This window comes from Bradyrhizobium tunisiense (assembly GCF_042263385.1).
Classification (GTDB): domain Bacteria; phylum Pseudomonadota; class Alphaproteobacteria; order Rhizobiales; family Xanthobacteraceae; genus Bradyrhizobium; species Bradyrhizobium tunisiense.
Genome location: NZ_JBHLEV010000010.1, coordinates 204,317 through 230,527, shown reverse-complemented (window position 1 = coordinate 230,527; position 26,211 = coordinate 204,317). Strand labels below are relative to the sequence as shown.

Here is a 26,211-nt window from a genome sequence, read left to right as displayed (position 1 = left end):
ATCAGGTCTGCCGGGGCCCGCTCCATGATACCGCGCCGCCTGAACGTTCACGCGGCAGCAGAAGCCAGAAACAGATCAGCGCGATCGTGAGCTGACTGAACCCGTCCATGAACACGCCCGAGACCGACGCCAGGGTCGGGATGGCGATCGCGACCGTCAGCACGGCCGCCATCAGCGCCGCAGGCAGATCGACGACGAGAATGGCGGCGAACAGCGCCACCTCGAAGAAGGCGTACTCCTTCAGTCTGGGCGCGCAGAGATAGAGCGCGTACATCGCGAGCACGGTGATGCGCATCGCGGCCTGGGGATGTTCGATCAGCCAGTCGTCGAGCATCTGAAGCAGCGAAGCCTTGCGAGCCGGGCGCGTTGCGCGGACCGTCCGCCACACCGAGATCGCGAGCGGCGCGAGCACGAGTGCGATCGCGATCAGACCATAGAGCACCGCAACGACCGGCTTGCTGCCGGCGAGCCCCACGCGGTCCGCAACCGTCTGCGCCAGGAAGAGCAGCGACGGATTGACCTCGTTCCCCGGCGAATGCTGTCCGGGGATCTGGCCGAAGATCGCGCTCAGCCAGCTTCTGGACAGGTCCGGATAGATCAGCAGCGAAGCCAGGATCGGCAGCACGAACATGCCGGCTGCGACGGCGATCAGCAGAAGCTTGCGACCTCTTGGCTGCGGCAGGAAATAGAGCGCGGCAAGAACCGGGAAGAACACGAGCTTGAACGAGGTGACAAGTCCGAGCAGGGCCGCACCGGAGAGCTGCGCGGCGAGACTCGTGCCGCCGCCCCCGGACTGCGCAGGGCGCAGCAGCAAGGCAAGCGATGCGGCTGTCAGCAGGCCGCTCAGGATCGCAAAATTCCCGGTCGCGATGATCCATTCGAAGCCGAGAAAACCACCAAACGCGAACAGGCTCCGCAGCGCGACGTCCCTCAAGCCCGGCCGGGCCTTGCCGAGACGGGGCAGCAGCAGCGCACAGATCAACGCGAGGACGAGATAGACCGGCTTGTAGTGCGCGACGAGGAAACCGCCGGCGCAGACCGGCCGGAAGGCATCGAGGGTCACCGGAAGATAGGGATAGGACAGCTTGGTGTCCTTCAGGTTCTTGACGAAATAGGGATCGAGCCCCCCGATATGCGCTTCGACGGCTGCGCAGTTCACCCGCGCATCCCAGCCGAACGTTTCGTCCATGCCCATATCGATCACGACGAGCGTGGCGACCAGCAGCGCCAAGGCCAGGATGAAGCGGGTCATCCAGTTGCTGCCCCGCTCATCAGCGGCAACGGCCCCTCGTTCTCCGCCTGCTGCGGACGCGGCGACGTCGGTCATGGTTGCGCACCCTTCATCTCCAGGCGTTTCGGCTCCGCGCGAAAATCCTGCAGCAGGATCCAGAAACACATCAGCGCGACGAGGAGGAGGATGAAAGTGCCTTCGAACGCGGTCCCTGCAAGCGAGATCAGCGCGGGAACGAGAAGACCGACGGCGAGAACGGCGGCAAGCGCGCGGGCCGGCAGGTCGACGACCAGAATCGCGGCATAGAGCGCGAGCTCGAAGAAGGCATATTCCTTGAGGCGCGGCGAGGACAGATAGAGCGCGAACATGGCAAGCACGGTGATGCGCATGGCCGCGCGTGGATGATCCATCAGCCAGCGATCGAGCTGCAGCAGACGCGGTCCCGCTTCCCGCACGGGCCGGCCCGCAGCCACGTGCAGAACGGACAAGGCGAACGGCCCAAGCACGAGTGCGAGCGCTGCGAGCGCGTAGGCCGCGAACACGGCCGGCCTGCCATCAATGCCGGCATGGTCCATCAGGCTCTGCGCGAGCAGCAGCAGCGACGGATTGACCTCCACGAGATTCACCGAGTGCTGGTTGGGAATCTGTCCCGCAATCGCAAGCAGCCAGCTCGCGAACAGATCGGGATACAACATCCGCGATATCAGGATCGGCACGGCGAAGCTGAACGCCGCCGCCGCGATCAGCACCAGCTTGCGACCACGCGGCAGCGGCAGCAAATAGAGCGCGGCCAGCACGGGGAAGAACACCAGCTTGAACGACGTCACGAGGCCAAGCAGCGCGGCGCCGGCGACGCGCAAGGCAAAGCTCAGGTCCTCCGACGCACCGCCGGACGGCGCACGCAGCAGGAGCATCAACGCGATCGTGGTCAGCACGCCGCTCAGGATCGCGAAGTTCCCGGACACGTGCACCCATTCGAAACCGACGAATGCGCCGAGCACGCACAGAACCCTGAGAACGACATCGCGCGCGCGCGTTCGGCCGAGACCGGGCAAGAGCAGCCCGCAGAGCACGGCGAGGACGAAATAGACGCTCATGTAGTGACCGGCGAGAAAGCCACCCGTGCAGAACGGGCGGAAGACATCCAGCGTCACGGGCAAATAGGGATAGGAGAGCGTAGTGACCTTCAGGTTCTTGACGAAATAAGGATCGAGCCCGGCGGCGTGGGCACCGACCGCCGCGCAATTGACGTGAAGGTCCCAGCCATAGTTCAGATCGAGCCGGGCATAGTTCGCGATATTGCCGAGCACGAACAGCGCCGTCAGCGCGATCAGGCCGGCAAGCCAGGCCCTTCGCCCCGCAGCCGGCTCGGCCGAGGCTCCCAGCCATCGTGCTGCATCGGTCACGTCGGACACAAACGGATACCTTTGGCCTGTTTCTTCCCGGCGCCAATACGGCGCCTCATCGATCAGCCGCCACAGTGGACATGATGCGTTTCCGTTTCATCCCCGCGGGATCGAAGCACCTCGTCCGGCGCCGACCTTTAGGCAGGAATGGTGAATCAGCGGTTTCCGGCCCGTCGCAAGACCTGCGTTCAGGCCGTCCGGTTGGCTGGTTCCTCACGAGTTCTTGTCCGGCCCTGCTCTGCCTGCCAGCCATCCCGAAACATGGGTTGTGCAACGCAGCATGGGCGATGGATAAAGCCGAGTAATTTCAGAGGTGAGCTTCTTGTCCGACGTCAACGCCGATTCCTGGGTGTCCACGGGACACCGGCCCATGGGTTTTCCAGAATTCGTCATCGTGATCGCCTCCATCATGGCGCTGAATCCGCTCGCGATGGATATGATGCTGCCGGCGCTGCCCAACATCGGCACCGCCTTCAAGATTCCGGTCGCCAACCACCTCCAGCTGGTGCTTTCGATCTTCCTGATCGGCTTCGGCGCCGGCCAGTTCGTCATGGGTCCCCTGTCGGACCGCTTCGGCCGCCGGCCGGTGCTGCTCGGCGGCATGGCGGTCTATGCGGTGGCGAGCGTGCTGGCGGTCGCGGCGCCCTCGTTCGAGACGCTCTTGCTGGCGCGCGCGCTTCAGGGGCTCGGCACCGCGGCGACGCGCGTGATCGCGACCTCGATCGTGCGCGACTGCTATGCCGGCCGGCGCATGGCGAGCGTGATGTCGCTCGCCATGATGGTGTTCATCGCGGTGCCCGTGATCGCGCCCTCGTTCGGCCAGGCGGTGCTGCTGGTGACGGCATGGCGCGGCATCTTCGTGGTGCTGATGCTCTACGGCCTGCTCGCGCTCGCATGGTGCGTGCTGCGGCTGCCCGAGACCCTTCCCGAGTCAGGGCGCCGGTCGCTGGCGCCCGCCGACGTGCTCTCGGCGTTCCAGCAGACCGTGACCAACCGCCAGACCATCGGCTATGCCACCGCCGCCGGCAGCGTCATCGGCGCTCTCTTCGCCTATGTCTTCTGCGCCCAGCAGGTCTTCACCGGCATCTATCACCTCGGCCATTACTTCCCGCTCGCTTTCGCCGCGATTGCGGCCGGCACGGCCATCGCCGGCTTCCTCAATGCGCGGCTGGTCGGACGGCTCGGCATGCGCGTGATCTCGCACGGGGCGCTGACGCTCTACACGGCCGTTGCCGCCGTGATGCTGCTGACGGAGTGCCTCGGCGCGCTGCCGCTGTCCTTGTTCATGGTGCTATCCGCCCTGATGATGTTCTCGTTCGGCATGATGGTCGCGAACTTCACTGCGCTCGCCATGGAGCCGCAGGGCCACATCGCCGGCACCGCCTCCTCGCTCTACGGCTCGATCACGACGCTGATCGGAATCGTGGTCGGCATGGCGATCGGACAGAGCTTCGACGGCACGCTGCTGCCGTTCTCGATCGGCTTCTTCCTGTCCACCCTCGCCGCGCTCGCGATCGTGCTGGTGGTCGAGAAGGGACGACTGTTCAGGCCGCAGCATCGTCCCGTCGCCTGAGGAACTTCCCTCTCCTCTCGATGTTGTACTGCAGCAATCGAGAGGATGCCGAGATGGAACAAGAGAGCACACTGGATCAGCCCGCGAGGGAACTCGAGCAGCCGACTTTGCAGCAGGCCGAAGAGCGGCCGGACAGAAGGCTGCCATTCGCAAGCGAAGGGCTTGAGCAGGTGCGCGACAGCCATTGCTAAGGCAAATTCGCGTCAGGGATCATTCAAACGAAACGGCGCCGCAGGAACCTGCGGCGCCGTTCGCTTTGCTGGAACTAGGTGTCCCGGCTTACTCTGTCTTGTCGACGTTCCAGAACACCGGCGTCGCGGGACCGTCGAGCACGCCGTTCAGCGACTTGCGCCAACCGCTCGCGATGAGATACTGCCCCAGCGGAATGTAGATCACCTGCTCATAGGCTTGCTTCTGGATGTCGGCCGCGATCTTCTTCTGCTCGTCGGGCGAGGACGCGCGGACGAAGGTGTCCTTGAGCTGCTCGATCTTGGCGTCCTCCGCCCAGCCGAACCAGCCTTTCTTGCCCTGGCCGCCAATCGAGAGATTGGCGATCGGGTTGGCCACGTCGGCCGCGACCCAGTTGGTGAAGAACATGTTCCAGCCGCCTTCCTTCGGCGGCTTCTGGCTGGCACGGCGGCTCACGACCGTCTGCCAGTCGGTCGCCTGCAGGTCGACCTTGAAGCCGGCTTCGCGCAGCAGCTGGGCCGCGACGATCGGCTGCGCCTTCAGCGTCGTGACATCGCCGGGGGCCATGATCACGATCGGCGTGCCGTCATAGCCGGACTCGGCCAGCGCCTTCTTGGCTTCCGCCATGCCGCCGCCCTTGACGAGAGTCTCGGCGCCAATCTCGGTCGCCAGCGGCGTGTCGCACACGAAGAAGGCGCCGCAGATCTTCTGGTACTTCGCATTGCCGACCAGCGCGTCGAGCACGTCCTTCTGGTTGATCGCCAGCAAGGCAGCGCGCCGCACCTTCACGTTGTCGAACGGCGGATGAAGGAAGTTCATCCGGCCGAGCGTCTGAAAGCCGAACTTGTTCAGGACCTCGATCTTGAGCTCCTTGTTCGCTTCCAGCACCGGCAGCATGTCGAAGGGCAGGTTCTCCATGAAGTCGATGTCGCCCGACTGCAGTGCGTTCACCGCAGTCTGCGAGTCCGGCATGGTGAGCCACTCGACGCGGTCGACCTTCACCACCTTGCCGCCGGAGGTCCAGCTGGCCGGCTCCTTGCGCGGAACGTAATCGGTGTTCTTGACGTAGACCGCCTTCACGCCGGGCTGGAATTCGCCCTGCACGAACTTGAAGGGACCGGAGCCGATCTGCTCGGGAATCTGCTTGTCCGCCGGCGTCTCCGCGAGGCGCTTCGGCATCATGAAGGCGACGCGCGAGGACGGCTTGCCGATGGAATCGAGGACGAGGCCGTAGGGCTCCTTCAGCTTCAGCGTGATGGTCTTGGCGTCGGTCGCCTCGATGCTCGCGGTGAAGTCCATGAGCTTCTGGCCCATGCCGTCGACCGCGGCCCAGCGCTTCAGCGATGCGACGCAGTCTTCCGCCGTCACGGGCGCACCATCATGCCACTTCAGACCGTCACGCAGCGTGAAGGTATAGGTGAGCTTGTCGTCGGAGATCTTCCAGTCCGCCATCTGCGGCTGGACCTTGAAGCTCGAATCGGTGGCCACCAGCGTGTCGTAGACCATGTAGCCGTGGTCACGCGTGATGTAGGCCGTGGTGAAAATCGGGTCGATGATGCGCAAATCCGAATGCATCACCGCGGTGAGGGTCTTGCCGGCGGCAAATACCGGCGAGGCCATCGCCGTGGACAGCGCGACTGCCGACAGCGCGAGTTTGGAGGCGAACGCGCGAGGCCCCCGGCGCAAGAAGTTGAGCATGGAAAGTTTCTCCTGACGTGAAACTGTTCAAAGGCAGATTATTGGTTGAGCATCCGGTTCGTTCTTTGGGCGAACTAACCTCATGCAATGCCTTTATCTTTTCGAGACTTGCAGACAGTGCCGAGCGCGTCAATCCGGTTTCGCTGCAAGCCCTCGCGGCGTGCGCACGGGCTCCACAAGGATCGGTTTAGCTCTACAACTCTGTCCGCTCGTCCCGCCCGCGCCGATGCAATGCGCGTTCCATCTTTCGAAGCTTGAGAGACATTGAGATGAATCCAGCCAATCTTCCCTTCGATTCCGAGGCGATGCTACAGGGCCTGCGGAGCTGGGTGGAATGCGAGAGCCCGACCTGGGATGCAGATGCCGTGAACCGCATGCTCGATATCGCAGCGCGGGATATGGCCATCATGGGTGCGACGATCGAGCGCATCGCCGGCCGGCAAGGCTTCGGCGGCGTGATCCGCGCGCGCTTTCCGCATCCGAAACAGGGCGAACCCGGAATCCTGATCGCCGGCCACATGGATACCGTCCATCCCGTGGGCACCATCGAGAAGCTGAAATGGCGGCGCGAGGGCAACAAATGCTACGGCCCCGGCATCTACGACATGAAGGGCGGCAACTATCTCTCGCTGGAAGCCATCCGGCAGCTGGCGCGCGCCTCCTTCACCACGCCTTTGCCGATCACCGTGCTGTTCACGCCGGACGAGGAAGTCGGCACGCCCTCGACACGCGACATCATCGAGGCGGAGGCTGCGCGCAACAAATACGTGCTGGTGCCCGAGCCCGGCCGTGCCGACAACGGCGTCACCACCGGACGTTACGCCATCGCACGATTCAATCTCGAGGCGACGGGACGGCCGAGCCACGCCGGCGCAACGTTGTCGGCGGGACGCTCCGCGATCCGCGAGATGGCGCGGCAGATTCTCGCGATCGACGCGATGACCACGGAGGATTGCACCTTCTCGGTCGGCGTCGTGCACGGCGGGCAATGGGTCAATTGCGTCGCCACGACCGCCACCGGGGAAGCGCTCTCCATGGCCAAGCGGCAAGCCGACCTCGACCGCGGCGTCGAGCGGATGCTGGCGCTGTCGGGCACGACCAACGACGTCACCTTCAAGGTGACACGCGGCGTGACGCGTCCGGTATGGGAGCCGGATGCCGGAACGATGGCGCTCTATGAAAAGGCGCGCGGCATCGCCAAATCGCTCGGCACTGAGCTGCCGCATGCGAGCTCCGGCGGCGGCTCCGACGGCAACTTCACCGGTGCGATGGGCATCCCGACGCTCGACGGTCTGGGCGTGCGTGGCGGCAACGGCCACACGCTCGAGGAGTTCATCGAAATCGAGAGTCTCGTTGAGCGCGGCCGGTTGATGGCCGGACTGCTGGCGACGCTGGAGTGACGGGCAGCTATTCCGTAGCTGTTCCGCGGGTGGGCAAAGGCGCCCTTGCGCCGTGCCCACCATTCGCCAAAAGGAGGAACGGCGGGCACGCTTTCCGGTTTGCCTGCCCCATCTGATTAGCCGCACTGCAAAATCTGTGGCCCGGATGGCACGGGAATTGCTGAAATGTTAGGCTGGTGGCAGAACGGACCCTGATCACTGCCGCAATTTGACTCTAATCTGACGGAATCCAACTTGCTCGGATATCTCCTACGCCGAATCTTCGCCGCCGTGCCCGTGATGGGCGTCGTCGCGCTGTTCGTTTTCCTTCTGCTCCGCCTCACCCCCGGCGACCCGGCCGCGATTCTGGCCGGCGACAACGCCACGCCCGAACGGCTGGAGCGCATCCGCGCCTCGCTCGGCCTCAACGAGCCATTGATCGTGCAGTTCGTCACCTGGGTGAACAAGCTGCTGCACGGCGACCTCGGGACCTCGCTGATCTCCAACCTGCCCGTCATGAAGATGATCGCCCAGCGCGTCGAGCCGTCGATCTCGCTCGCGCTGTGCACCATCGTCCTCGCCGTGATCGTCGCGGTACCGTTGGGCGTGATCGCGGCCTGGAAACACGGCACCTGGATCGATCGCTTCGTCATGGGCTTGTCGGTGCTCGGTTTCTCGGTGCCGGTGTTCGTGATCGGCTATCTGCTGATCCAGATATTCGCCATCGAGCTGCGCTGGGTGCCGGTGCAGGGCTTCCGCAGCATCTTCAACGGTTTCGGGCCGTTCTTCGAGCGTATCGTCCTGCCGACCTGCGCACTCTCCTTCATCTATGTTGCGCTGATCGCACGCATGACGCGTGCGGCGATGCTCGACGTGCTCGGCGAAGATTACGTCCGCACGGCGCGGGCGAAGGGCATCAACGAGGTCGCAGTCATGATGCGTCATGCGCTGCGCAACGCCGCCGTGCCCGTCATCACCGTGATCGGCACCGGCTTTGCGCTGTTGATCTCCGGCGTCGTCGTCACCGAGAGCGTGTTCAACATTCCCGGCATCGGCCGCCTCACCGTCGATGCGGTGCTGGCGCGCGACTATCCGGTGATCCAGGCAATGATCCTGCTGACATCGCTGATCTACGTCGTCGTCAATCTCCTGATCGACGTCGCCTATACGCTGCTTGATCCCCGGATCCGGTACTGAGGCAAGGGTAACAACAAGAATGTCTGTCGATAGCCTTCCCCAGTCGTCCATTCCGATCACATCGCCGCTGCGGCCGCGTTTCGGATTCCTCACCTCGACGCCGATCATCGCGACGGCCACGGTCTGCCTCGGGCTGGTCGTGCTGATCTCGATCCTGGCACCGCTGATCGCGCCGTATGATCCGATCCAGCTCGCGCCATCGCAGCGGCTGAAGCCATCCTCGGCGCAGTACCTGCTCGGGACCGACGCCTACGGCCGCGACGTGTTGTCGCGCGTGATCTATGGCGGCCGTATCTCACTGCTGATCGGGATCGGCGCCGCGATCCTGTCGATCGCCATCGGGCTCGCGATCGGTCTCGTCTCCGGCTTCTTCAAGCTGGTCGATGCTGTGCTGATGCGCGTCATGGACGGTCTGATGGCGATGCCGAGCATCCTGCTCGCGATCGCCGTGGTCTCGCTGTCCGGTGCCAGCCTCTGGACCGTGCTGATCGCGATCACCATTCCGGAAATCCCGCGCGTGGCGCGCCTGGTGCGCTCGGTGGTGCTGTCGGCGCGGGAGGAGCCTTATGTCGAAGCCGCGATCTCGGTCGGTTCCAGCCTGCCGAAGATCATGTGGCGGCACCTGATGCCGAATACGGTCGCGCCGCTGATCGTCCAGGGCACCTACATCTGCGCCTCCGCGATCCTGACCGAGGCCATCCTGTCCTTCCTCGGCGCCGGCATCTCGCCGGAAACGCCGACCTGGGGCAACATCATGGCCGAGGGCCGCCAGTACTTCCAGATCAAGCCCTCGCTGATCTTCTACCCGGGCCTGCTGCTCTCGATCGCCATTCTCAGCATCAATCTGATCGGCGATGCCGCCCGCGACGCACTCGATCCCCGCATGAAGCAGCGGGAGGGAAAGTGATGCGATCAGCACTGTCATTCCGGGGCGCGCCCCTTGGCGCGAGCCCGGAATCCATTCCACCGCATGGACTGACGCCCGATGGATTCTCAGGTGCGCAATTGCGCACCGTAGTTCGCGCTAACGCGCGCCCCGGGATGACGAGAGAGTTTGCATGACCAACACCATCCTCGACATCAACAACCTCGTCGTCTCCGTCGGCAAGAAGCCGGGCGGAACCAAGATCATCGACGGCATCTCGATCCAGGTCCGCGAGCGCGAGACGCTGTGCCTCGTCGGCGAGAGCGGCTCGGGCAAGTCGGTGACCTCGCTCACCACGATGGGCCTCCTGCCGAAGGGAACGCTGGTTCCCATGGCCGGCAGCGTCAAGCTGGTCGGCGAAGAGCTGCTCACCGCGACCGACCGCCGCCTCCGGCAGCTCCGGGCGACGCAGATGGCGATGATCTTCCAGGAGCCGATGACCGCACTCAATCCGGTGGTGCCGGTGGGCCGGCAGATCGACGAGGTGCTGCGCGCCCATACCGATCTCGACGCCAAGGCGCGCAAGAAACGCATCCTCGACATGATGGAGCATGTCCGCCTGCCGCAGGTCGAGCGCATCTTCGCCTCCTATCCGCACCGCCTCTCCGGCGGCCAGCGCCAGCGCATCATGATCGCGATGGCGCTCGTGCTGGAGCCGAAGCTCCTCATCGCCGACGAGCCGACTACCGCGCTCGACGTCACCACGCAGAAGCAGATCCTGACCCTGATCCGCGATCTCCAGCGCGACCACGGCACCGCCGTGCTGTTCATCACCCACGACATGGGCGTGGTCGCCGAGATCGCCGACCGCGTCGCAGTGATGCGGCAGGGCCGCCTGGTCGAGACCGGCCCGCTCGACGCCGTGCTGCGCAATCCGACCATGGAGTACACCCGCAACCTGCTGTCGGCGGTGCCGAGCCTGGTGCCGCGGGCCCCGCGCGAGGAGAGCCGCGAGCCCGTCGTGCTCGAAGCCAACGAGCTCAGCAAGGTCTACAAGGAGCGCTCCTTCTTCGGCAAAGGCCGCGAGGTGCTCGCCGCCGACAAGGTGACGCTGACGCTGCGCAAGGGCCGCACGCTCGGCATCGTCGGCGAGAGTGGTTCGGGCAAGTCGACGGTGGCACGCTGCATCGTCCGCCTGATCGATCCGACCTCCGGCGGCGTGCGCCTCGCCGGCCGCGAGATCGCTGACATCTCCCGCCGCCTGCTCCAGCCGCACCGGCAGAAGATCCAGATCGTGTTCCAGGATCCCTACCGCTCGCTCAACCCGCGCGTCACCGTCGGCGAGAGCATCGCGGAAGGTCCGATCAATTACGGCGCGGCGCACGCCGACGCGATGAAGCGGGCGCGCGAGCTGCTCGAGCTGGTCGGCTTGCCGCCCGACGCGGTGTCGCGCTATCCGCACCAGTTCTCCGGCGGCCAGCGCCAGCGCATCGCCATTGCGCGTGCGCTCGCGCTTGATCCCGACGTGCTGGTCGCCGATGAGGCGGTCTCCGCGCTCGACGTCTCGGTGCAGGCGCAGGTGCTGGAACTGCTCGACGAGATCCAGAAGCGGCTCGGCATTGCCATCCTGTTCATCACCCATGATTTGCGCGTCGCGGCGCAAATCTGTGACGAGGTCGTGGTGATGCAGCACGGCCGTGTCGTCGAGCAAGGCCCCGCCGCGGAGGTGCTGACGCATCCGAAAGAGGCTTACACCAAGGCCCTGCTCGATGCGGCTCCGGGCCGCGACTGGGACTTTGCGAACTTCCGGCCGGTGTCGGAAGGCGTGGCGGCGAGCGCGTAGGTCATCTCTCTCCGCCGTCATTCCGGGGCGCGCGTCGCGCGAGCCCGGAATCCATCGTTCGCCAGACGCTGCGGTCCAATGGATTCCGGGCTCATCGCTTCGCGATGCCCCGGAATGACGAGGAGAGAGCGCAGCATTCCCAAAACAACTTGACCCTATGCACGGCGCGATTGCCTCTCGCCTTGCTCTCCCCGCAAGCACAAGGCTAACGTCGCGCGCTCTCCAACGTTGGACTTGAATTGATGACACGTATTGCCGTCGGCGGCTTCCTGCACGAGACCAACACCTTCGCCCCGACGAAGGCGACATATGCGGACTTCCAGCATGGCGGCGGCTGGCCGGCGTTGACGGAAGGCGCCGACGTGCTGAAGGTGATGCGGCGCATCAATGTCGGCCTCGCCGGCTTCGTCGACAGCGCTGACGCCAATGGCTGGGAACTCGTTCCGACGATCGCCTGCGGGGCGAGCCCCTCGGCGCACGTCACCAGGGATGCCTTCGAGCGCATCGTGAAGGCGATTGTCGACGGCATCGCAGCCGCCGGTCCGCTCGATGCCGTCTATCTCGACCTGCACGGTGCGATGGTAACCGAGCATCTCGACGACGGCGAAGGCGAGATTCTCGCCCGCGTGCGCCGCGTCATCGGCAACGACGTTCCGCTGGTGGCGAGTCTCGATCTCCACGCCAACGTCACGCCGGAGATGATCGCGCATGCCGACGCGCTGATCGCCTACCGCACCTATCCGCATGTCGACATGGCCGAGACCGGCCGCGCCTGCGCGACACATCTGGCGCTGCTGCTGAAGACGAAGCAGCGCTTCGCAAAATCGTTCCGGCAATTGCCGTTCCTGATCCCGATCAGCTGGCAATGCACCAACGATCAGCCCACCAAAGGCATCTACGAAAAGCTCGCTGCGCTGGAAAACGACGCCGTTCCGACGCTGTCCTTTGCGCCGGGCTTTCCGGCCGCCGATTTCCGCGATTGCGGTCCGAGCGTGTTCGCCTACGGCAAGACGCAAGCGGATGCCGATCGCGCGGCGGATACGATCGTCAAGCTGATCGAAAGCCACGAGGATGATTTCGACGGCAAGATCTGGTCGCCCGACGACGGCGTGCGTCACGCCATGGAGCTCGCCAAGGCCGCGCGCAAGCCGATCATCATCGCCGACACCCAGGACAATCCCGGCGCCGGTGGCGATTCCGACACGACGGGCATGCTGCGCGCGCTGGTGCGCAACAAGGCGAGCGCCGCGACCGGTGCCATCTACGATCCTGCGTCCGCCAAGGCCGCGCACGAGGCCGGCGTCGGCGCCACCGTCAGGTTGTCTCTCGGCGGCAAATCCGGCATTCCAGGCGACGAGCCCTATACCGAGACGTTCGTGGTCGAAAAGCTGTCCGACGGCCGCTTTGTCGCGCCAGGCCCTTACTATGGCGGCCGCGAGATGGAGATGGGCCCCTCGGCAGCCTTGCGCATCGGCGACGTCCGCGTCGTCGTCTCCTCGCACAAGGCCCAGCTCGCCGACCAGGCGATGTACCGCTATGTCGGCATCGAGCCGACGCAGGAGAAGATTCTGGTCAACAAGAGCTCTGTGCATTTCCGTGCCGATTTCGAGCCGATCGCGGAAAAACTCCTGATCTGCGCCGCGCCCGGCGCGATGCCCGCCGACACGGCCTCCCTGCCCTGGACGCGCCTGCGCCCGGGCATTCGCATCAAGCCGAACGGCCCCGTTTTCAATCCTCCTTCACCCTAACCGGACAAGACACATGCCCACGATCGACCGCATCGACGGCTACGCCGACGAACTCACCGCCATCCGCCGCGACCTTCACGCCCATCCCGAGATCGGCTTCGAGGAAGTGCGCACCTCCGGCATCGTCGCCGACAAGCTGAAGAGCTGGGGCATCGAGGTGCATCGCGGCCTCGGCGGCACCGGCGTGATCGGCGTCATCAAGGGCAAGGGTTCGAGCAACAAGCGCATCGGCCTTCGCGCCGACATGGACGCGCTGCCGATGGAAGAGAACACCAATCTGAAGTGGAGCTCGAAAATTCCCGGCCGTTTCCACGGCTGCGGCCATGACGGTCACACCACCATGCTGCTCGGCACCGCGCGCTACCTCGCCGAGACCAGGAACTTCGACGGCACCGTGCATTTGATCTTCCAGCCGGCCGAGGAAGGCCTCGGCGGCGCCCGCGCGATGATCAAGGACGGCCTGTTCGAGAAGTTTCCGTGCGACGAGCTCTACGGCCTGCACAACGCGCCCGACCTCAACCACGGCGAGATCGCGATCCTGCCCGGCCCGGCAATGGCCAGCGCCGACTTCTTCGACCTCCGCATCACCGGCTATGGCGCACATGGCGCGATGCCCGAACGCTCCAAGGACGCGGTGATCATCGCGACCACGCTGGCGCAGGCGATCCAGACCATCGTCAGCCGCAACGTCGAGCCGCTGCAGGCCGCCGTCATCTCGATCACGCAGATCCACGCCGGTTCCGCCTACAACGTCATCCCCGGCGACGCGCATCTGTGCGGCACCATCCGCACATTCTCGAAAGAAGTCCGCACCCTGATCAGCGAACGCATCCGCACCATCTGCGCCGGCATCGCGAGCGCTTATGAATGCGTGATCGACGTCGACATCCGCGATACGTTCGACGTACTGGTCAACCAGGTCGAGCAGTCCAAGGTGGTCGAGGAGGTCGCGCGCACCATCGTCGATCCCGCCAACGTGATCACCCGCGCCCAGCCGAAGATGGGCAGCGAGGATTTCGCCGACATGCTGCAGACCATCCCCGGCGCCTATTTCTGGGTCGGACATGACGGCTCGGTGCCCGTGCACAATCCCGGCTTCGTGCTCGACGACAAGATCCTGCCGATCGGCGCCAGCATGTTTGCGCGCATCATCGAGACGCGCATGCCGGTCGGTGCCAATGCATAAAAAGAACGTCGAAGAAGCGGTCACCCCGCTGCACGATCTGTCCGCGGTCGACCTGATCGCGGGTTATCGGGCCAAGCAATTCTCGCCGAGCGAGGTGCTGGAGGACGTGCTCGCGCACGTCGCTGCGTGGGAGCCGAATCTGAAGGCGCTCTATGCATTCGATCCCGACGGCGCGCGCGAGGCCGCCAAGGCCTCGACCGCGCGCTGGACCGGCGGCGAACCATGCGGCGCGCTCGACGGCGTGCCGGCGACGGTGAAGGACAACATCGCGACCAAGGGCGTGCCGGTGCCGCTGGGCGCCGCCAGCGTCAAGCTCGTGCCGGCAGAGAAGGACGCCCCGCCCGCCGCACGGCTGCGCGAGGCCGGCGCGATCATCTTTGCGAAAACCACCATGCCTGATTACGGCATGCTGTCGTCCGGACTCTCCAGCTTCCACGCGCTCGCGCGCAATCCGTGGGACCTCACCAAGAACCCCGGCGGCTCCAGCGCGGGCGCAGGCGCGGCAGCGGCGGGCGGCTATGGTCCCCTGCATCTCGGCACCGATATCGGCGGCTCGGTGCGCCTGCCCGCGGGCTGGTGCGGCCTCGTCGGCCTGAAGCCGAGCTTCGGCCGCGTGCCGATCGATCCCACCTATGTCGGCCGTGTTGCCGGTCCGATGACACGCACGGTCGACGATTGCGCGCTGATGATGAGTACGATCGCAAAGCCCGACCGACGCGACGGCATGAGCCTGCCCGCCGAGCCGCTCAACTGGAAGGGGCTGGAGAAATCTCCGCGCAAACTGCGCATCGGGCTGATGCTCGATGCCGGTGTCGGCCTGCCCGCGGAAAGGTCCGTTCGCGAGGTTACGGTGAAGGCTGCGAAGGCCTTTGAATCTGCTGGCGCCGTCGTCACCGAGGTCGACGGCATTTTGACCCGTGAGATGCTCGACGGCCTCGACAATTTCTGGCGGGCGCGGATGTGGGACGATCTGTCAAAATTGGCGCCAGCCGAACAGGCAAAGGTGCTGCCCTACATCTTCGAATGGGGCGCATCCGGCGCAAAGCTCTCGGGCGTTGATGTCATCCGCGGCTTCAACCAGACCATGGCGATCCGCAGCGCCGCGTCCAAGCTGTTCTGCGAGCTCGACTATGTGATCTCGCCGACCGCGCCGAACGTGAACTATCCGGCGGAATGGGCCTCGCCCACCAACGATCCGATGAGACCGTTCGAACACATCTGCTATACCGTGCCGTGGAATATGTCGGAGAACCCCGCGATTTCCATCAACGGCGGCTTCGACGCCAAGGGTTTTCCCATCGGTGTGCAGATCGTCGGCCGCCGCTTCGACGACATTGGCGTGCTCGGCATGGCCAAGGCGTTTGAAGGTTTGCGGGGGCCGCAGCGGCCCTGGCCCAAGCCGCCGGAGAAGTAGCCGCACCCTGTCGTTCCGGGTTGCGCCCACTTGGCGCAAGCCCGGAATCCATTCATCGGCACTACTGGCGCCGATTGATGGATTCTCAGGTGCGCAATTGCGCACCGTAGCCCGCGCTTCGCGCGCCGCGGAATGACGTGCTAGAGAGACCGATAAAGAAACCGGGAAGGAAACCACATGGCGTATGAGACGATCAAATACGAGGTCGCCGAGCAGATCCTCACCATCACCCTGAACCGGCCCGACAAGCTCAACGCCTTCAACGCGCAGATGCAAGGAGAGCTGATCGACGCGTTCGACGCGGCCGACAAGGACGACAATGTCCGCGCCATCATCGTCACCGGCGCCGGCCGCGGCTTTTGCGCGGGCGCCGACCTCTCCTCCGGCGCCGACACGTTCGATCGCGACGCCCGCCGTGGTCCCGTGAAGCGCTTCGCCGACGGCAAGGTCGACTACAGCGATCCGCAGGTGCGGGACGGCGGCGGCCAGGTGACGCTGCGCATCTTCAAATGCCTGAAGCCCGTGATCGCCGCCGTCAACGGCCCTGCCGTCGGCATCGGCGTCACCATACAGCTTGCGATGGACATCCGCATTGCCTCGGACGCGGCGCGGTTCGGCTTCGTGTTCTCCCAGCGCGGCATCGTCCCGGAGGCGGCGTCGAGCTGGTTCCTGCCGCGCATCGTCGGCATCTCGCAGGCGCTGGAATGGTGCTATTCGGGTCGCGTCTTCCCGGCCCAGGAGGCGCTCGCCGGTCGGCTCGTCAGCAAGGTCGTAGCCCTCGACGATCTGCTGCCGACCGCCCGCGCGCTCGCCAAGGAATTTGCCGCGAAGACCGCGCCGGTGTCGGTTGCGCTGATCCGCCAGATGATGTGGCGCATGATGGGCGCCGACGATCCCATGGAAGCCCACAAGGTCGACAGCCGCGGCATCTACGCGCGCGGCCGCTCCGACGATGTCAAGGAAGGCGTGGTGTCGTTCCTGGAGAAGCGTCCGGCGCAGTTCAAGAACAAGGTGTCCAGCGATATGCCGGACTATTTCCCGTGGTGGACGGAGCGGGAGTACAAGTAGCGCTCTCGCAGATTGGGCAGCGACTTGTCCGCCGTAGTTCGAAGAGCGAAGGCGGAAGCGTGCCCACGCACTTTTCGCGATCGAGAGACATGGTGGGCACGGCGCGATGCGCCTTTGCCCACCCTGCGGCACCGTCACTCCATCACCAGCGCGACCCGCCCGATCGCCTTGCGCTCGAGCAACAGCCTCATGGCCTTCGCATAATCTTCCAGCGGCAGGCGGTGCGACACGTTCGGGCGCAGCTTGCCCTCCTCCGCCCATTGCAGCAGCGCCTTCAGGCGGACCTCGCCGAGCGCCGGATTCTTCCGCACGGCCTCGCCGGCACGCACCCCGAGCACGCTGGCGCCCTTGATCAGCAGGAGATTGGTTCTCGCCGAACCGATGCCGCCGGTGAAGCCGATCACCAGCAGCCGCGCGCCCCAGGCGATGCAACGCATCGAGTCTTCAAAAATCTGGCCGCCGACGGGATCGAATACGACGTCGGCACCGCGGCCGTCGGTGATGCGCTTGACGGCATCGCGAAACGGCTCGCGGTCGTAGCGGACGAGATGATCGGCGCCCCGCGCCTTGGCGATGGCGAGCTTTTCGTCGCTGGAAGCGGTCGCGATCACAATCGCGCCCAGCATCTTGCCGATCTCCACGGCAGCAAGGCCGACACCGCCGCCGGCGCCATGCACCAGCAGCACCTCGCCAGGCGCAATTCGGCCGCGGTCGATCAACGCATGATAGGCGGTGCCATGACCGGCGAGATAAGTCGCGGCCTCGGCGTAATCGAATGTCGACGGCTTGGGGGTGAGCTGCGACGGCGTGACCACGGCTTCTTCGGTGAATGCGCCGTGGCGCATCTTGACGATGACCTTGTCTCCGACGACAACACCGCTCGCCTCCGCGCCCACCTCGGTCACGTCCCCAGCGGCTTCCATGCCCGGTGTGAACGGCAGTTCCGGCTTGAGCTGATATTCGCCGGCGGCCATCAGCACGTCAGGGAAATTCAGCCCGGCAGCGCGGATCGCCACGCGCACCTCGCCCGGCTTCAGCGCGCGCGACGGAAACTGCTCCAACCGCAATTTTTCGGGCTCGCCGAGCGAGCGGCAGACGACGGCGCGCACCATCAGGCCGCGCTCGCCTTGCTGCGCAGCAGCGCCTCGCGGATCAGCGGCAGACGGTCGTTGCCGAAATACATGTCGGTCTTGTTCACGAAGATCGTCGGTGAGCCGAAGCCGCCGCGAGCGACGACCTCTTCCGTGTTCGCCTTGAGCTGATCCTTGATGCCCTGCTGCGAAATGCCCGCGAAGAACTTTTGCTGGTCGACGCCGACTTTGCTGCAGATCTCAGCCAGCACCGCATCCTGCGAGATGTCCTTGTCCGCGCCCCAATAGGCCTCGAACACCGCCGTTGCGAACGGCACCATGTCCGCACCCAGCCAGATGCTGCCACGCATCGCCTTGACGCTGTTCACGGGAAACACCGTCGGCGGCATCTTGATCGCGAGGCCTGCCGAGCGTGCCCAGTCGGCGAGGTCCTTCTTCATGTAGCGCGCCTTCAGCGGCACCGGCGTCTCGCGCTGGGCGTAGACGCTCGGATTGACCGTATTGAAGATGCCGCCGACCAGGATCGGCCGCCAGACGATTTCCGCACCGAGCTCCTTCGCGAGCGGCTGGATGTTGTGGAAGGCGAGATAGGTCCAGGGGCTTGAACAGTCGAAGAAGAATTCGATCATGGTGGTTCCTTTACTGACGGACCTCATCCTGAGGAGGCCGCGGAGCGGCCGTCTCGAAGGATGGCCACGGGTGACAGTCGGGCCTTCATGGTTCGAGACGCGCCTGCGGCGCTCCTCACCATGAGGAGCGGGCACTAACGCTTCCCCAACACTTCCTTAGCCCTCTGCCCGAACATGATCTTGCGTGATTCCTCGTCGAACGGCTCTTTCACGAATTTGCCGATCGCAAGCCCCGCCTGCACCTGCGGCCGGGCGCGGACCTCGGCATACCAGCGCTTGACATTCGGATAATCGTCCAGTGTAAAGCCCTGCGCCTTGTGCGTCATGGTCCAGGGGAAGCAGGCGATGTCGGCGATGGAATAATCGCCGGCGACATAGGCACCGGTGTTCTCCAACTGCCTGTCGAGCACCCCGTACAGCCGGGCCGCCTCGTCGCGGTAGCGCTGGATCGCATAGGGAATCTTCTCCGCCGCATAGAGCGCGAAATGGCCATGCTGGCCGAGCATCGGTCCGAGGCCGGCCATCTGCCACATCACCCACTGGATGGTGGTGGAACGGCCGCGCAAGTCGGCGGGCAACAATCGGCCGGTCTTCTCCGCCAGATAAATCAGGATCGCGCCGGTTTCGAAGGCGGAGAACGGTTCACCGCCGTCGGCGGGAGCGTGATCGACGATCGCGGGGATGCGATTGTTCGGGGAGACCGCCAGAAATTCGGGGCTGAACTGCTGGCCGGTGCGGATGTTGACGGGCTTCACGGTGTAGGGGAGCCCGAGCTCCTCCAGCATGATCGAGATTTTCCAGCCGTTCGGCGTCGGCGCGTAATAGAGGTCGATCATGACCTTTCCCTTGGCATTTCCTGTCGCCGCCGAAATAGAGAGCGACTTTCGTTGTTCTGTACCTCGACGTTAGGACATGGCAGGAAGAGGCGCAACACAACCTGCCGGGAGGGCCGCCATGCTGTTTCCAACCACGATCGCCGGCTCCCTGCCGAAGCCGGAATGGCTGGCCGAGCCCAACATGCTCTGGGCGCCCTGGAAGTCGCAAGGCGAGGAACTTCTCCGCGCCAAGCGCGACGCGACGCTGATCTGGGTCAAGATCCAGGAGGACGCCGGCATCGACATCCTCACCGAGGGCGAGCAGGCCCGGCAGCATTTCGTCCACGGCTTCCTGGAGAAGATCGACGGCATCGACTTCGCCCACAAGGTCGAGATGGGTATCCGCAAGGATCGCTACAAGGCGATGGTGCCGCAGGTGGTCGCGCCGCTCCGACTCAAGGAACGCGTCCACGCCTTCGAGGCGCGCGTGGCGCGCACGCACACCAGGAAGAAGCTGAAGTTCACGCTGCCCGGCCCGATGACCATCATCGACACCATTGCCGACCGCTACTATGGCGACCGCGTGAAGATGGCGTTTGCCTTCGCCGAGCTGCTCAACGAGGAGGCCAAGGCCTTGCAGGCCGATGGCGTCGATCTCATTCAGTTCGACGAGCCGGCCTTCAACGTCTACATGGACGAGGTCAACGATTGGGGCATCAAGGCGCTGGAGCGCGCCGCGCTGGGCCTGACCTGCGCCACCGCCGTGCATATCTGCTACGGCTACGGCATCAAGGCCAACACCGACTGGAAGGAGACGCTCGGCCCGCAGTGGCGACAGTATGAGCAGATCTTTCCGGCGATCGACGCCAGCCCAATCCAGCAGGTGGCGATCGAATGCCGTAACTCGAAAGTGCCGCTCGATCTGCTCGCGCTCCTGAAGAACAAGATCGTGCAGGCCGGCGTGATCGACGTCGCCAGCGACATTGTGGAAACCGCCGAGGACGTCGTTCAGGTCATCGACGCGGTGTCGAAATTCGTGCCCAAGAGCAACATCATTGCCACCACCAATTGCGGCATGGCGCCGATGCGGCGCGAGATCGCCGAAGCCAAGCTGATGGCGCTCGGCGCGGGGGCGGCGCTCGCGCGCGAGAAACTGGGGTAGCGGCAGGCGTGCTAAGGCAGCGCCGTTGGATGCAGCACGGGGGTGTAGCCGGCGGTTAATGCGTGCAAAATTGAGGGCGGCGTCAGCAACGCCGCTTCGCCAAGCTGACGTTCGACCCCGCTATAACCCGCCGGTGACCACAACAGCGCCCTGCCCTGCAGTACCAGAAAGCTGTCTTCGCCCTGCTGCACCATTGCGCCGTCGGGGAGGTCTGCGAGCGGCACCGGCAATGGGTGCAAGCGCTTGCGACCGCGATCGAGACGCTCCCGATGCAGCACGGCATCCATCGCCTTCGCGCTGATGCCGCTTGCACCATTCCCCGCTTCCCACGCGGCTCGGAATCGCTTGGCGTCCTCTCGCCGGCAGAAGAAGCAGGGCCGGTGTCCCGCGGCAAAGGCAGTGGCCTCGTCGAGGAAGAACAGCTCGGTCCAGCTCCGCCGCGCCATCACCGGCCGTCGCCAGCCGCGAAATTCACACAGGCATGTAATCCACGCCGGCGACGACCAGCGCTTCCTCATCAGCGTCTTCGTCGCGGGATCGTGGATGATGCCGCGATTGCCGGTGAACAGGCCGCGATGCGGTGTGGCGATGATGTCGCCGGTGGGAGTGACGCGGTTTTGCAGGGGCATGAGCTGCGCCGTGCTAAACTGACGTCATTCCGAGGCGGTCCGCAGGACCGAACCCGGAATCTCGAGATTCCGGGTTCGATGCTTCGCATCGTCCCGGAATGACTCCAGCCCTCACGCCGCGCCGTCGCGCAGCGGCGGGTGATAGGACAGCGCGGTGTCCCAGGGGAAGAATATCCAGGTGTCCTGCGACACTTCGGTGATGAAGGTGTCGACCAGTGGACGGCCCATCGGCTTGGCGTAGACGGTGGCGAAATGCGCATCGGGCAGCATCTCGCGCACCAGCTTGCCGGTCTTGCCGGTGTCGACGAGGTCGTCGACGATCAACAGCCCCTTGCCGGTGCCGCCGCCGAGCTTCATCGCCGCCTCGGAAATGCCCTTGAGGACCTGGAGCTCGCCCTGCTTGTTGTGGTCGTAGCTGGCGATGCAGACCGTATCGATCACGCGCACGCCGAGCTCGCGCGCCACGATCGCCGCCGGCACGAGGCCACCGCGGGTGATCGCGATCACTGCGTGGAACGGACCGACCTCGTTGAGGCGCCAGGTCAGCGCCCGGCAATCCCTGTGGAATTGGTCCCAGGAGACCGGAAAGGCCCTGCCCGCCCGCTCCTGTGCGCTCAGTTCCGGTGCTTCACCAGCCATTGTCGTCTCCTGCCATTGGTCGCCGGGCAGTTTTCTCTGCTAGCGGGTGATGTTCAATCCCGCCAGCATTTCCTTCACCGCCGCCATGGCGGCTGCCAGCTTGTCGGCATCGCGCGAGCGCACCACGAGATTGGTATTGGGCTTCTGCTCTTCGTCCATGAAGGGATAGCTGCCGATGATGGTGTCGGGATGGGCGGCGGCGATCGCCCGCAAGGGGCTGCCGATGTCGCCCTCCCGCGCATTGGCACGGACCGATTCGGAGAGCATGCGCACACCCGACTTCAGCTTCGGCGAGACGATGTCCATCATCGCCTGCATGATCGAGGGCACGCCCGCCATCACGATGACATTGCCGATCTTGAAGCCGGGCGCGAGGATGGTCGCGCTCTGGATCAGCTCGGCGCCGTCGGGAATGCGGGCCATGCGCAGGCGGGCCTCGTTGAGGTCCTGCTCGCTCCAGCGCTCGCGGAAGCGGGCGACGACCTCCGGGTGATGGTCGATGCCGACGCCGAACGCCTTGGCCACGCTGTCGGCGGTGATGTCGTCATGGGTCGGCCCGATGCCGCCGGTGGTGAAGACGTAGGTGTAGCGATGCCGCAGTGCATCCAGGGCCGCGATGATGTCGGCCTCGTCATCGGAGACGACCCGGACCTCCTTCAGGTCGATGCCGATATTGGTCAGGTATTCGGCGATGAAGCCGATATTCTTGTCCTTGGTCCGGCCGGACAGGATTTCGTCGCCAATGACCAGAATACCCGCCGTGACGATCTCGCTCATAACTTAAGTCCCTCACCTGTGGCGCCAACTTTGCCGAGGTAACGCGTTGAAGTCACGCGGTTTTGCTGTCGAAATAAGCAGTCCTCAGCCATTTTTTCAGGCAAGCCGCCGGCCATCCCCGGCAAATGCTGCCAGTCCATGCTTATCCCGCTGGCCCGGCCCTTGCTACCACATGAAAGTCATGCACTCTTGCCGCATGGCCACGGGACGTTGCGGTCTTCACGGAGGCCTGGCGGCCTGTCCAATGGCGCAACGCCTTGCGGAGACAAGTCGGGATCTATGGCAGTCGCGTTTGATGAAATGAATATTCCCGGCGGGGATCTTCGCCCCGCCTACCAGGAGCTGGCGCGCTGGCTCAAGGAGACGCCGCCCGAGGCGCTCGAATATCGCCGCCAGGAGGCCGAGCTCCTGTTCCGCCGCATCGGCATCACCTTCGCCGTTTATGGCGAGGCCGAATCCACCGAACGCCTGATCCCCTTCGACGTCATCCCGCGGATCATGTCCGGCAAGGAATGGACCCTGCTGGAGAAGGGCCTGAAGCAGCGCGTGCGCGCGCTCAACATGTTCCTGCGCGACATCTATCACGGCCGCGACATCCTGCGCGCCGAGATCGTGCCCGACGATCTGATCTTCCAGAATCCCGTCTTCCGGCCCGAGATGAACGGCCAGCAGGTGCCGCACGACGTCTACGTGCACATCGCCGGCATCGACATCGTCCGGGTCGACGCCGAGGACTTCATCGTGCTGGAGGACAATGCGCGGACGCCGTCCGGCGTGTCCTACATGCTGGAAAACCGCGAGATCATGATGCGGCTGTTTCCGGATCTGTTCGCCCGCCACAGGGTGGCGCCGGTCGAGCGCTATCCGGACGAGCTGCTTTCGGCGCTCCGCTCCGTCGCGCCCCAAAGCGCATCGGGCGAGCCGACGGTGGCCCTGCTCACGCCCGGCGTCTACAACTCGGCCTATTACGAGCACTCCTTCCTTGCCGACAAGCTCGGTATCGAGCTGGTCGAGGGCCGCGATCTCATCGTCAAGAACAACGAAGTGTTCATGCGGACGACGGAAGGGCTGAAGCGGGTCGACGTCATCTATCGCCGCGTCGACGACGACTTCCTCGACCCCCTCACCTTCCGCCCGGATTCCGTGCTCGGCGTGCCCGGGCTGATGTCGGCATATGCGGCCGGCAACATCACGCTCGCCAATGCGGTCGGCACAGGAATCGCCGACGACAAGGCGATCTACTCCTACATGCCCGACATCGTGAAATTCTATCTCGGCGAGGAGCCGATCCTGAAGAACGTGCAAACCTGGCGCTGCCGCGAGCCGAAGGATCTCGCCTACGTGCTGGACAACCTAGGCGAGCTCGTCGTCAAGGAGGTTCACGGCTCCGGCGGCTACGGCATGCTGATCGGCCCCGCCGCGACCAAAGCGACGATCGAAGCGTTTCGCGAGAAGCTCAAGCGCGAGCCCGAAGGTTTCATCGCGCAGCCGACGCTGGCGCTGTCGACCTGCCCGACCTGCACGGCGTCGGGCCTTGCGCCACGCCATGTCGATTTGCGGCCCTTCGTGCTCACCGGCAGCAAGAGCACCACCATCGTGCCGGGCGGACTGACACGCGTCGCGCTGAAGGAAGGCTCCCTGGTGGTCAATTCCAGCCAGGGCGGCGGCACCAAAGACACCTGGATCCTGGACGAGTAGACAGATGCTGTCGCGTACCGCCGAAAACCTCTATTGGCTCGCCCGCTACGTCGAACGGGCCGAATATCTCGCGCGCACCATCGATGCGACCCTGCGCGTCACCGCGCTTCCCGCCGCCTATGTCGGCAAGACCAACGAATGGGACTCGGCGCTTCTCACCGCCGGCGTCGCCGCCAGCTTCTATCAGACCTACGACGAAGCCAACGAGCACAACGTCGTGGACTACCTCTCGTTCTCGGCGAACAATCCCTCCTCGATCAGGAACTGCATCGAGGCGGCACGGCTGAACTCGCGCTCGGTGCGCACGGCGCTGACCAGCGAGATGTGGGACACCATCAACTCGGCCTGGATCGAGCTGCAGGCAGTCTGGAGCAAAGGCACCTCGACGCGTGAGGACCTCGCCAAATTTCTCCGCTTCGTGCAGGAGACATCGCTGCGCTTCGACGGCTCGGCCTACCGGACCATGCTGCGCAACGACGCCTACTGGTTCTCGCGGATGGGCGTGCATCTGGAGCGCGCCGACAACACCGCCCGCATTCTCGACGTGAAGTATCACGTGCTGCTGCCCGAGGAGGAGCATGTCGGTGGCCCCCTCGACTTCTATCAGTGGAGCTCGATCCTCCGGTCGGTCTCGGCGCTGACGGCCTATCACTGGGTCTACCGCGAGACGCTGAAGCCCTGGCTGATCGCGGACCTGCTCATCCTCAACGACACGCTGCCGCGCTCGCTGGCCAGCTGCTACGGCAATCTCGTGCGCAACCTGGATCAGATTGGCGTCGCCTATGGCCGCCAGGGTCCCGCCCAGCGCCACGCCCGCGGCATCCGCAACCGGCTGGAACACAGCAACATGAACGACATTTTCCAGCATGGCGTGCATGAATTCATTCAGGAATTCATCACGGACAATTCCAGGCTGGGCGAAATCATCACGAAGCAGTATTTGATCTAGTCAGGACCGACCCACTCACCCTTCGTCATTCCGGGGCGATGCGAAGCATCGAACCCGGAATCTCGAGATTCTCAGGTGCGCAATTGCGCCCCGGAGTTCGGCTCTTCGAGCCGCCCCGGAATGACCGAGCTAGAACCCCCATGCGCCTGCGAATCCTGCACACCACGACCTATCGTTACGAGCCGCCGGCCACGAGCGTGATCCAGATCCTGCGCATGACGCCCGGCAGCCATGACGGGCAATATGTGGCGGAATGGCAGATCGACGTCTCCACGGACACCAAACTCGACACCCATGAGGACGCGTTCGGCAACGTCACCCACGTGCTGTCCTGCGGACCGGTCGACGACATCAAGATCATCGCCGAAGGACTGATCGAGACCCACGACACCGGCGGCGTGCTGCGCGGCACCGACGAGCGCTTTCCAGCCGGCATGTTCCTGCGCTCCACCGACCTCACCACCGTCAATCCGGCGATGATGGCGGTTGCGCGCCAGTTGCGCAGCGCGGCCGAGAGCGACACGCTTGGCTTCCTGCACACGTTGATGGCCGAGATCGGTGATCACATGACCTTCGACGAGGACCCGACCAACAGCGGCACTTCGGCAGCCGAGGCCTTCGCGCTCAAGCGCGGCGTGTGCCAGGACTATGCGCATATCTTCATCGCCTGCGCCCGTAGCGGCGGCGTGCCAGCGCGTTTCGTCTCCGGCCACTTCCTGCGCTCGGATGGAACGGTGCACCAGGATGCAGGCCACGCCTGGGCCGAGGCCTACGTGCCTGATCTCGGCTGGGTCGGCTTCGATCCCGCCAACAGCATCTGCGCCACCGACGCCCATGTCCGCGTCGCGATCGGGCTCGACTATCTCGGCGCCGCCCCCGTGCGCGGCACCCGTTATGGCGGCGGCCCGGAGACGCTGACAGTGACGGTCAAGGTCGAGCAGGCCGGCCGCGGCGGACAGTCGCAATCGCAGTCACAGTGGCAAAGCTAGACGCAACCGTCCAAATGCCGGGACGTGCTACACTCG

Annotated in this window: 22 protein-coding genes; 13 read left to right on the top strand and 9 right to left on the bottom strand. The window is 64.8% G+C overall.

Annotated elements, in window-relative coordinates; translation table 11 throughout:
- Position 1: 1 nt before the first annotated feature.
- A complete protein-coding gene (locus ACFDR6_RS31855; RefSeq protein WP_375860762.1) occupies positions 2–1,327 on the bottom strand; it encodes a hypothetical protein in 1,326 nt (441 codons plus the stop codon).
- Positions 1,324–2,646 carry a hypothetical protein gene (locus ACFDR6_RS31850; RefSeq protein ID WP_317243485.1) on the bottom strand — a complete coding sequence of 441 codons (1,323 nt, stop codon included), beginning with the start codon at positions 2,644–2,646 and terminating at the stop codon, positions 1,324–1,326. The genes ACFDR6_RS31855 and ACFDR6_RS31850 overlap by 4 nt, the downstream gene beginning before the upstream one ends.
- A gap of 313 nt (positions 2,647–2,959) precedes the next feature.
- Here ACFDR6_RS31850 and ACFDR6_RS31845 point away from each other — a divergent pair, with 313 nt between their 5' ends.
- A complete protein-coding gene (locus tag ACFDR6_RS31845) occupies positions 2,960–4,210 on the top strand; it encodes a multidrug effflux MFS transporter (protein ID WP_317243484.1) in 1,251 nt (416 codons plus the stop codon).
- 279 nt (positions 4,211–4,489) lie between these two features.
- Here ACFDR6_RS31845 and ACFDR6_RS31840 read toward each other — a convergent pair whose 3' ends face one another.
- Positions 4,490–6,097, bottom strand: coding sequence for an ABC transporter substrate-binding protein (locus ACFDR6_RS31840; protein ID WP_212081420.1), 1,608 nt, complete (start codon positions 6,095–6,097; stop codon positions 4,490–4,492).
- Between the two features lie 269 nt (positions 6,098–6,366).
- Between ACFDR6_RS31840 and ACFDR6_RS31835 the strand changes: the two genes are divergently transcribed.
- From ACFDR6_RS31835 to ACFDR6_RS31800, 8 genes are all read left to right on the top strand, one after another.
- A complete protein-coding gene (locus tag ACFDR6_RS31835; RefSeq protein WP_317243483.1) occupies positions 6,367–7,497 on the top strand; it encodes a M20/M25/M40 family metallo-hydrolase in 1,131 nt (376 codons plus the stop codon).
- A 234-nt stretch (positions 7,498–7,731) separates the two neighbouring features.
- Positions 7,732–8,673, top strand: coding sequence for an ABC transporter permease (locus ACFDR6_RS31830; protein ID WP_212081422.1), 942 nt, complete (start codon positions 7,732–7,734; stop codon positions 8,671–8,673).
- 19 nt (positions 8,674–8,692) lie between these two features.
- Positions 8,693–9,580, top strand: a complete 888-nt coding sequence (locus ACFDR6_RS31825; protein ID WP_375860761.1) for an ABC transporter permease — start codon at positions 8,693–8,695, stop codon at positions 9,578–9,580.
- 151 nt (positions 9,581–9,731) lie between these two features.
- Positions 9,732–11,381, top strand: coding sequence for an ABC transporter ATP-binding protein (locus tag ACFDR6_RS31820; protein ID WP_212081424.1), 1,650 nt, complete (start codon positions 9,732–9,734; stop codon positions 11,379–11,381).
- A 242-nt stretch (positions 11,382–11,623) separates the two neighbouring features.
- Positions 11,624–13,129 carry a M81 family metallopeptidase gene (locus ACFDR6_RS31815; RefSeq protein ID WP_375860760.1) on the top strand — a complete coding sequence of 502 codons (1,506 nt, stop codon included), beginning with the start codon at positions 11,624–11,626 and terminating at the stop codon, positions 13,127–13,129.
- Between the two features lie 13 nt (positions 13,130–13,142).
- The gene (locus ACFDR6_RS31810; protein WP_375860759.1) at positions 13,143–14,315 is read left to right on the top strand and encodes a M20 aminoacylase family protein; all 1,173 of its coding nucleotides are present in this window, start codon (positions 13,143–13,145) and stop codon (positions 14,313–14,315) included.
- Entirely contained in the window at positions 14,308–15,729 is a 1,422-nt protein-coding gene (locus tag ACFDR6_RS31805) for an amidase (RefSeq protein ID WP_375860758.1), read from the top strand. The genes ACFDR6_RS31810 and ACFDR6_RS31805 overlap by 8 nt, the downstream gene beginning before the upstream one ends.
- Before the next feature lie 177 nt (positions 15,730–15,906).
- Positions 15,907–16,797, top strand: a complete 891-nt coding sequence (locus ACFDR6_RS31800) for a crotonase/enoyl-CoA hydratase family protein (protein ID WP_375860757.1) — start codon at positions 15,907–15,909, stop codon at positions 16,795–16,797.
- Between the two features lie 134 nt (positions 16,798–16,931).
- On the opposite strand, the gene ACFDR6_RS31795 is transcribed toward ACFDR6_RS31800, so the two are convergent.
- From ACFDR6_RS31795 to ACFDR6_RS31785, 3 genes are all read right to left on the bottom strand, one after another.
- Positions 16,932–17,909: an NADPH:quinone oxidoreductase family protein gene (locus tag ACFDR6_RS31795; protein ID WP_317243477.1), complete on the bottom strand. Its 978-nt coding sequence runs from the start codon at positions 17,907–17,909 to the stop codon at positions 16,932–16,934.
- Positions 17,909–18,517: a 2-hydroxychromene-2-carboxylate isomerase gene (locus ACFDR6_RS31790; protein WP_317243476.1), complete on the bottom strand. Its 609-nt coding sequence runs from the start codon at positions 18,515–18,517 to the stop codon at positions 17,909–17,911. The genes ACFDR6_RS31795 and ACFDR6_RS31790 overlap by 1 nt, the downstream gene beginning before the upstream one ends.
- Before the next feature lie 134 nt (positions 18,518–18,651).
- A complete protein-coding gene (locus tag ACFDR6_RS31785; RefSeq protein ID WP_375860756.1) occupies positions 18,652–19,353 on the bottom strand; it encodes a glutathione S-transferase N-terminal domain-containing protein in 702 nt (233 codons plus the stop codon).
- Between the two features lie 118 nt (positions 19,354–19,471).
- Between ACFDR6_RS31785 and ACFDR6_RS31780 the strand changes: the two genes are divergently transcribed.
- Positions 19,472–20,494 carry a methionine synthase gene (locus tag ACFDR6_RS31780; protein ID WP_317243474.1) on the top strand — a complete coding sequence of 341 codons (1,023 nt, stop codon included), beginning with the start codon at positions 19,472–19,474 and terminating at the stop codon, positions 20,492–20,494.
- 11 nt (positions 20,495–20,505) lie between these two features.
- Here the strand turns inward: ACFDR6_RS31780 and ACFDR6_RS31775 are convergent, their stop codons facing one another.
- The 3 genes from ACFDR6_RS31775 to ACFDR6_RS31765 form a co-directional block, all read right to left on the bottom strand.
- Positions 20,506–21,123: a hypothetical protein gene (locus ACFDR6_RS31775; RefSeq protein WP_375860755.1), complete on the bottom strand. Its 618-nt coding sequence runs from the start codon at positions 21,121–21,123 to the stop codon at positions 20,506–20,508.
- 111 nt (positions 21,124–21,234) lie between these two features.
- Positions 21,235–21,762 (bottom strand): xanthine phosphoribosyltransferase, encoded by a 528-nt coding sequence (gene gpt / locus ACFDR6_RS31770; protein WP_212081434.1) that lies wholly within the window; start codon positions 21,760–21,762, stop codon positions 21,235–21,237.
- 39 nt (positions 21,763–21,801) lie between these two features.
- The gene (locus ACFDR6_RS31765; protein WP_130369341.1) at positions 21,802–22,539 is read right to left on the bottom strand and encodes a competence/damage-inducible protein A; all 738 of its coding nucleotides are present in this window, start codon (positions 22,537–22,539) and stop codon (positions 21,802–21,804) included.
- A 279-nt stretch (positions 22,540–22,818) separates the two neighbouring features.
- Here ACFDR6_RS31765 and ACFDR6_RS31760 point away from each other — a divergent pair, with 279 nt between their 5' ends.
- The 3 genes from ACFDR6_RS31760 (at position 22,819) to ACFDR6_RS31750 (ending at position 26,175) form a co-directional block, all read left to right on the top strand.
- On the top strand, positions 22,819–24,237 hold the full coding sequence (locus ACFDR6_RS31760) for a circularly permuted type 2 ATP-grasp protein (protein WP_212081436.1): 1,419 nt from the start codon (positions 22,819–22,821) through the stop codon (positions 24,235–24,237).
- Between the two features lie 4 nt (positions 24,238–24,241).
- Entirely contained in the window at positions 24,242–25,186 is a 945-nt protein-coding gene (locus tag ACFDR6_RS31755; RefSeq protein WP_212081437.1) for an alpha-E domain-containing protein, read from the top strand.
- 140 nt (positions 25,187–25,326) lie between these two features.
- Positions 25,327–26,175, top strand: coding sequence for a transglutaminase family protein (locus ACFDR6_RS31750; RefSeq protein ID WP_375860754.1), 849 nt, complete (start codon positions 25,327–25,329; stop codon positions 26,173–26,175).
- Positions 26,176–26,211 lie beyond the last annotated feature (36 nt).

What these genes read in the sequence shown, in the direction of transcription:
- ACFDR6_RS31855 (WP_375860762.1), bottom strand. Translation starts at nt 1,327, where the DNA reads ATGACCGACGTCGCCGCGTCCGCAGCAGGCGGAGAACGAGGGGCCGTT.
- ACFDR6_RS31840 (WP_212081420.1), bottom strand. Translation starts at nt 6,097, where the DNA reads ATGCTCAACTTCTTGCGCCGGGGGCCTCGCGCGTTCGCCTCCAAACTC.
- ACFDR6_RS31835 (WP_317243483.1), top strand. Translation starts at nt 6,367, where the DNA reads ATGAATCCAGCCAATCTTCCCTTCGATTCCGAGGCGATGCTACAGGGC.
- ACFDR6_RS31825 (WP_375860761.1), top strand. Translation starts at nt 8,693, where the DNA reads ATGTCTGTCGATAGCCTTCCCCAGTCGTCCATTCCGATCACATCGCCG.
- ACFDR6_RS31820 (WP_212081424.1), top strand. Translation starts at nt 9,732, where the DNA reads ATGACCAACACCATCCTCGACATCAACAACCTCGTCGTCTCCGTCGGC.
- ACFDR6_RS31815 (WP_375860760.1), top strand. Translation starts at nt 11,624, where the DNA reads ATGACACGTATTGCCGTCGGCGGCTTCCTGCACGAGACCAACACCTTC.
- ACFDR6_RS31810 (WP_375860759.1), top strand. Translation starts at nt 13,143, where the DNA reads ATGCCCACGATCGACCGCATCGACGGCTACGCCGACGAACTCACCGCC.
- ACFDR6_RS31805 (WP_375860758.1), top strand. Translation starts at nt 14,308, where the DNA reads ATGCATAAAAAGAACGTCGAAGAAGCGGTCACCCCGCTGCACGATCTG.
- ACFDR6_RS31800 (WP_375860757.1), top strand. Translation starts at nt 15,907, where the DNA reads ATGGCGTATGAGACGATCAAATACGAGGTCGCCGAGCAGATCCTCACC.
- ACFDR6_RS31795 (WP_317243477.1), bottom strand. Translation starts at nt 17,909, where the DNA reads ATGGTGCGCGCCGTCGTCTGCCGCTCGCTCGGCGAGCCCGAAAAATTG.
- ACFDR6_RS31790 (WP_317243476.1), bottom strand. Translation starts at nt 18,517, where the DNA reads ATGATCGAATTCTTCTTCGACTGTTCAAGCCCCTGGACCTATCTCGCC.
- ACFDR6_RS31785 (WP_375860756.1), bottom strand. Translation starts at nt 19,353, where the DNA reads ATGATCGACCTCTATTACGCGCCGACGCCGAACGGCTGGAAAATCTCG.
- ACFDR6_RS31780 (WP_317243474.1), top strand. Translation starts at nt 19,472, where the DNA reads ATGCTGTTTCCAACCACGATCGCCGGCTCCCTGCCGAAGCCGGAATGG.
- ACFDR6_RS31775 (WP_375860755.1), bottom strand. Translation starts at nt 21,123, where the DNA reads ATGCCCCTGCAAAACCGCGTCACTCCCACCGGCGACATCATCGCCACA.
- gpt (WP_212081434.1), bottom strand. Translation starts at nt 21,762, where the DNA reads ATGGCTGGTGAAGCACCGGAACTGAGCGCACAGGAGCGGGCGGGCAGG.
- ACFDR6_RS31765 (WP_130369341.1), bottom strand. Translation starts at nt 22,539, where the DNA reads ATGAGCGAGATCGTCACGGCGGGTATTCTGGTCATTGGCGACGAAATC.
- ACFDR6_RS31760 (WP_212081436.1), top strand. Translation starts at nt 22,819, where the DNA reads ATGGCAGTCGCGTTTGATGAAATGAATATTCCCGGCGGGGATCTTCGC.
- ACFDR6_RS31755 (WP_212081437.1), top strand. Translation starts at nt 24,242, where the DNA reads ATGCTGTCGCGTACCGCCGAAAACCTCTATTGGCTCGCCCGCTACGTC.
- ACFDR6_RS31750 (WP_375860754.1), top strand. Translation starts at nt 25,327, where the DNA reads ATGCGCCTGCGAATCCTGCACACCACGACCTATCGTTACGAGCCGCCG.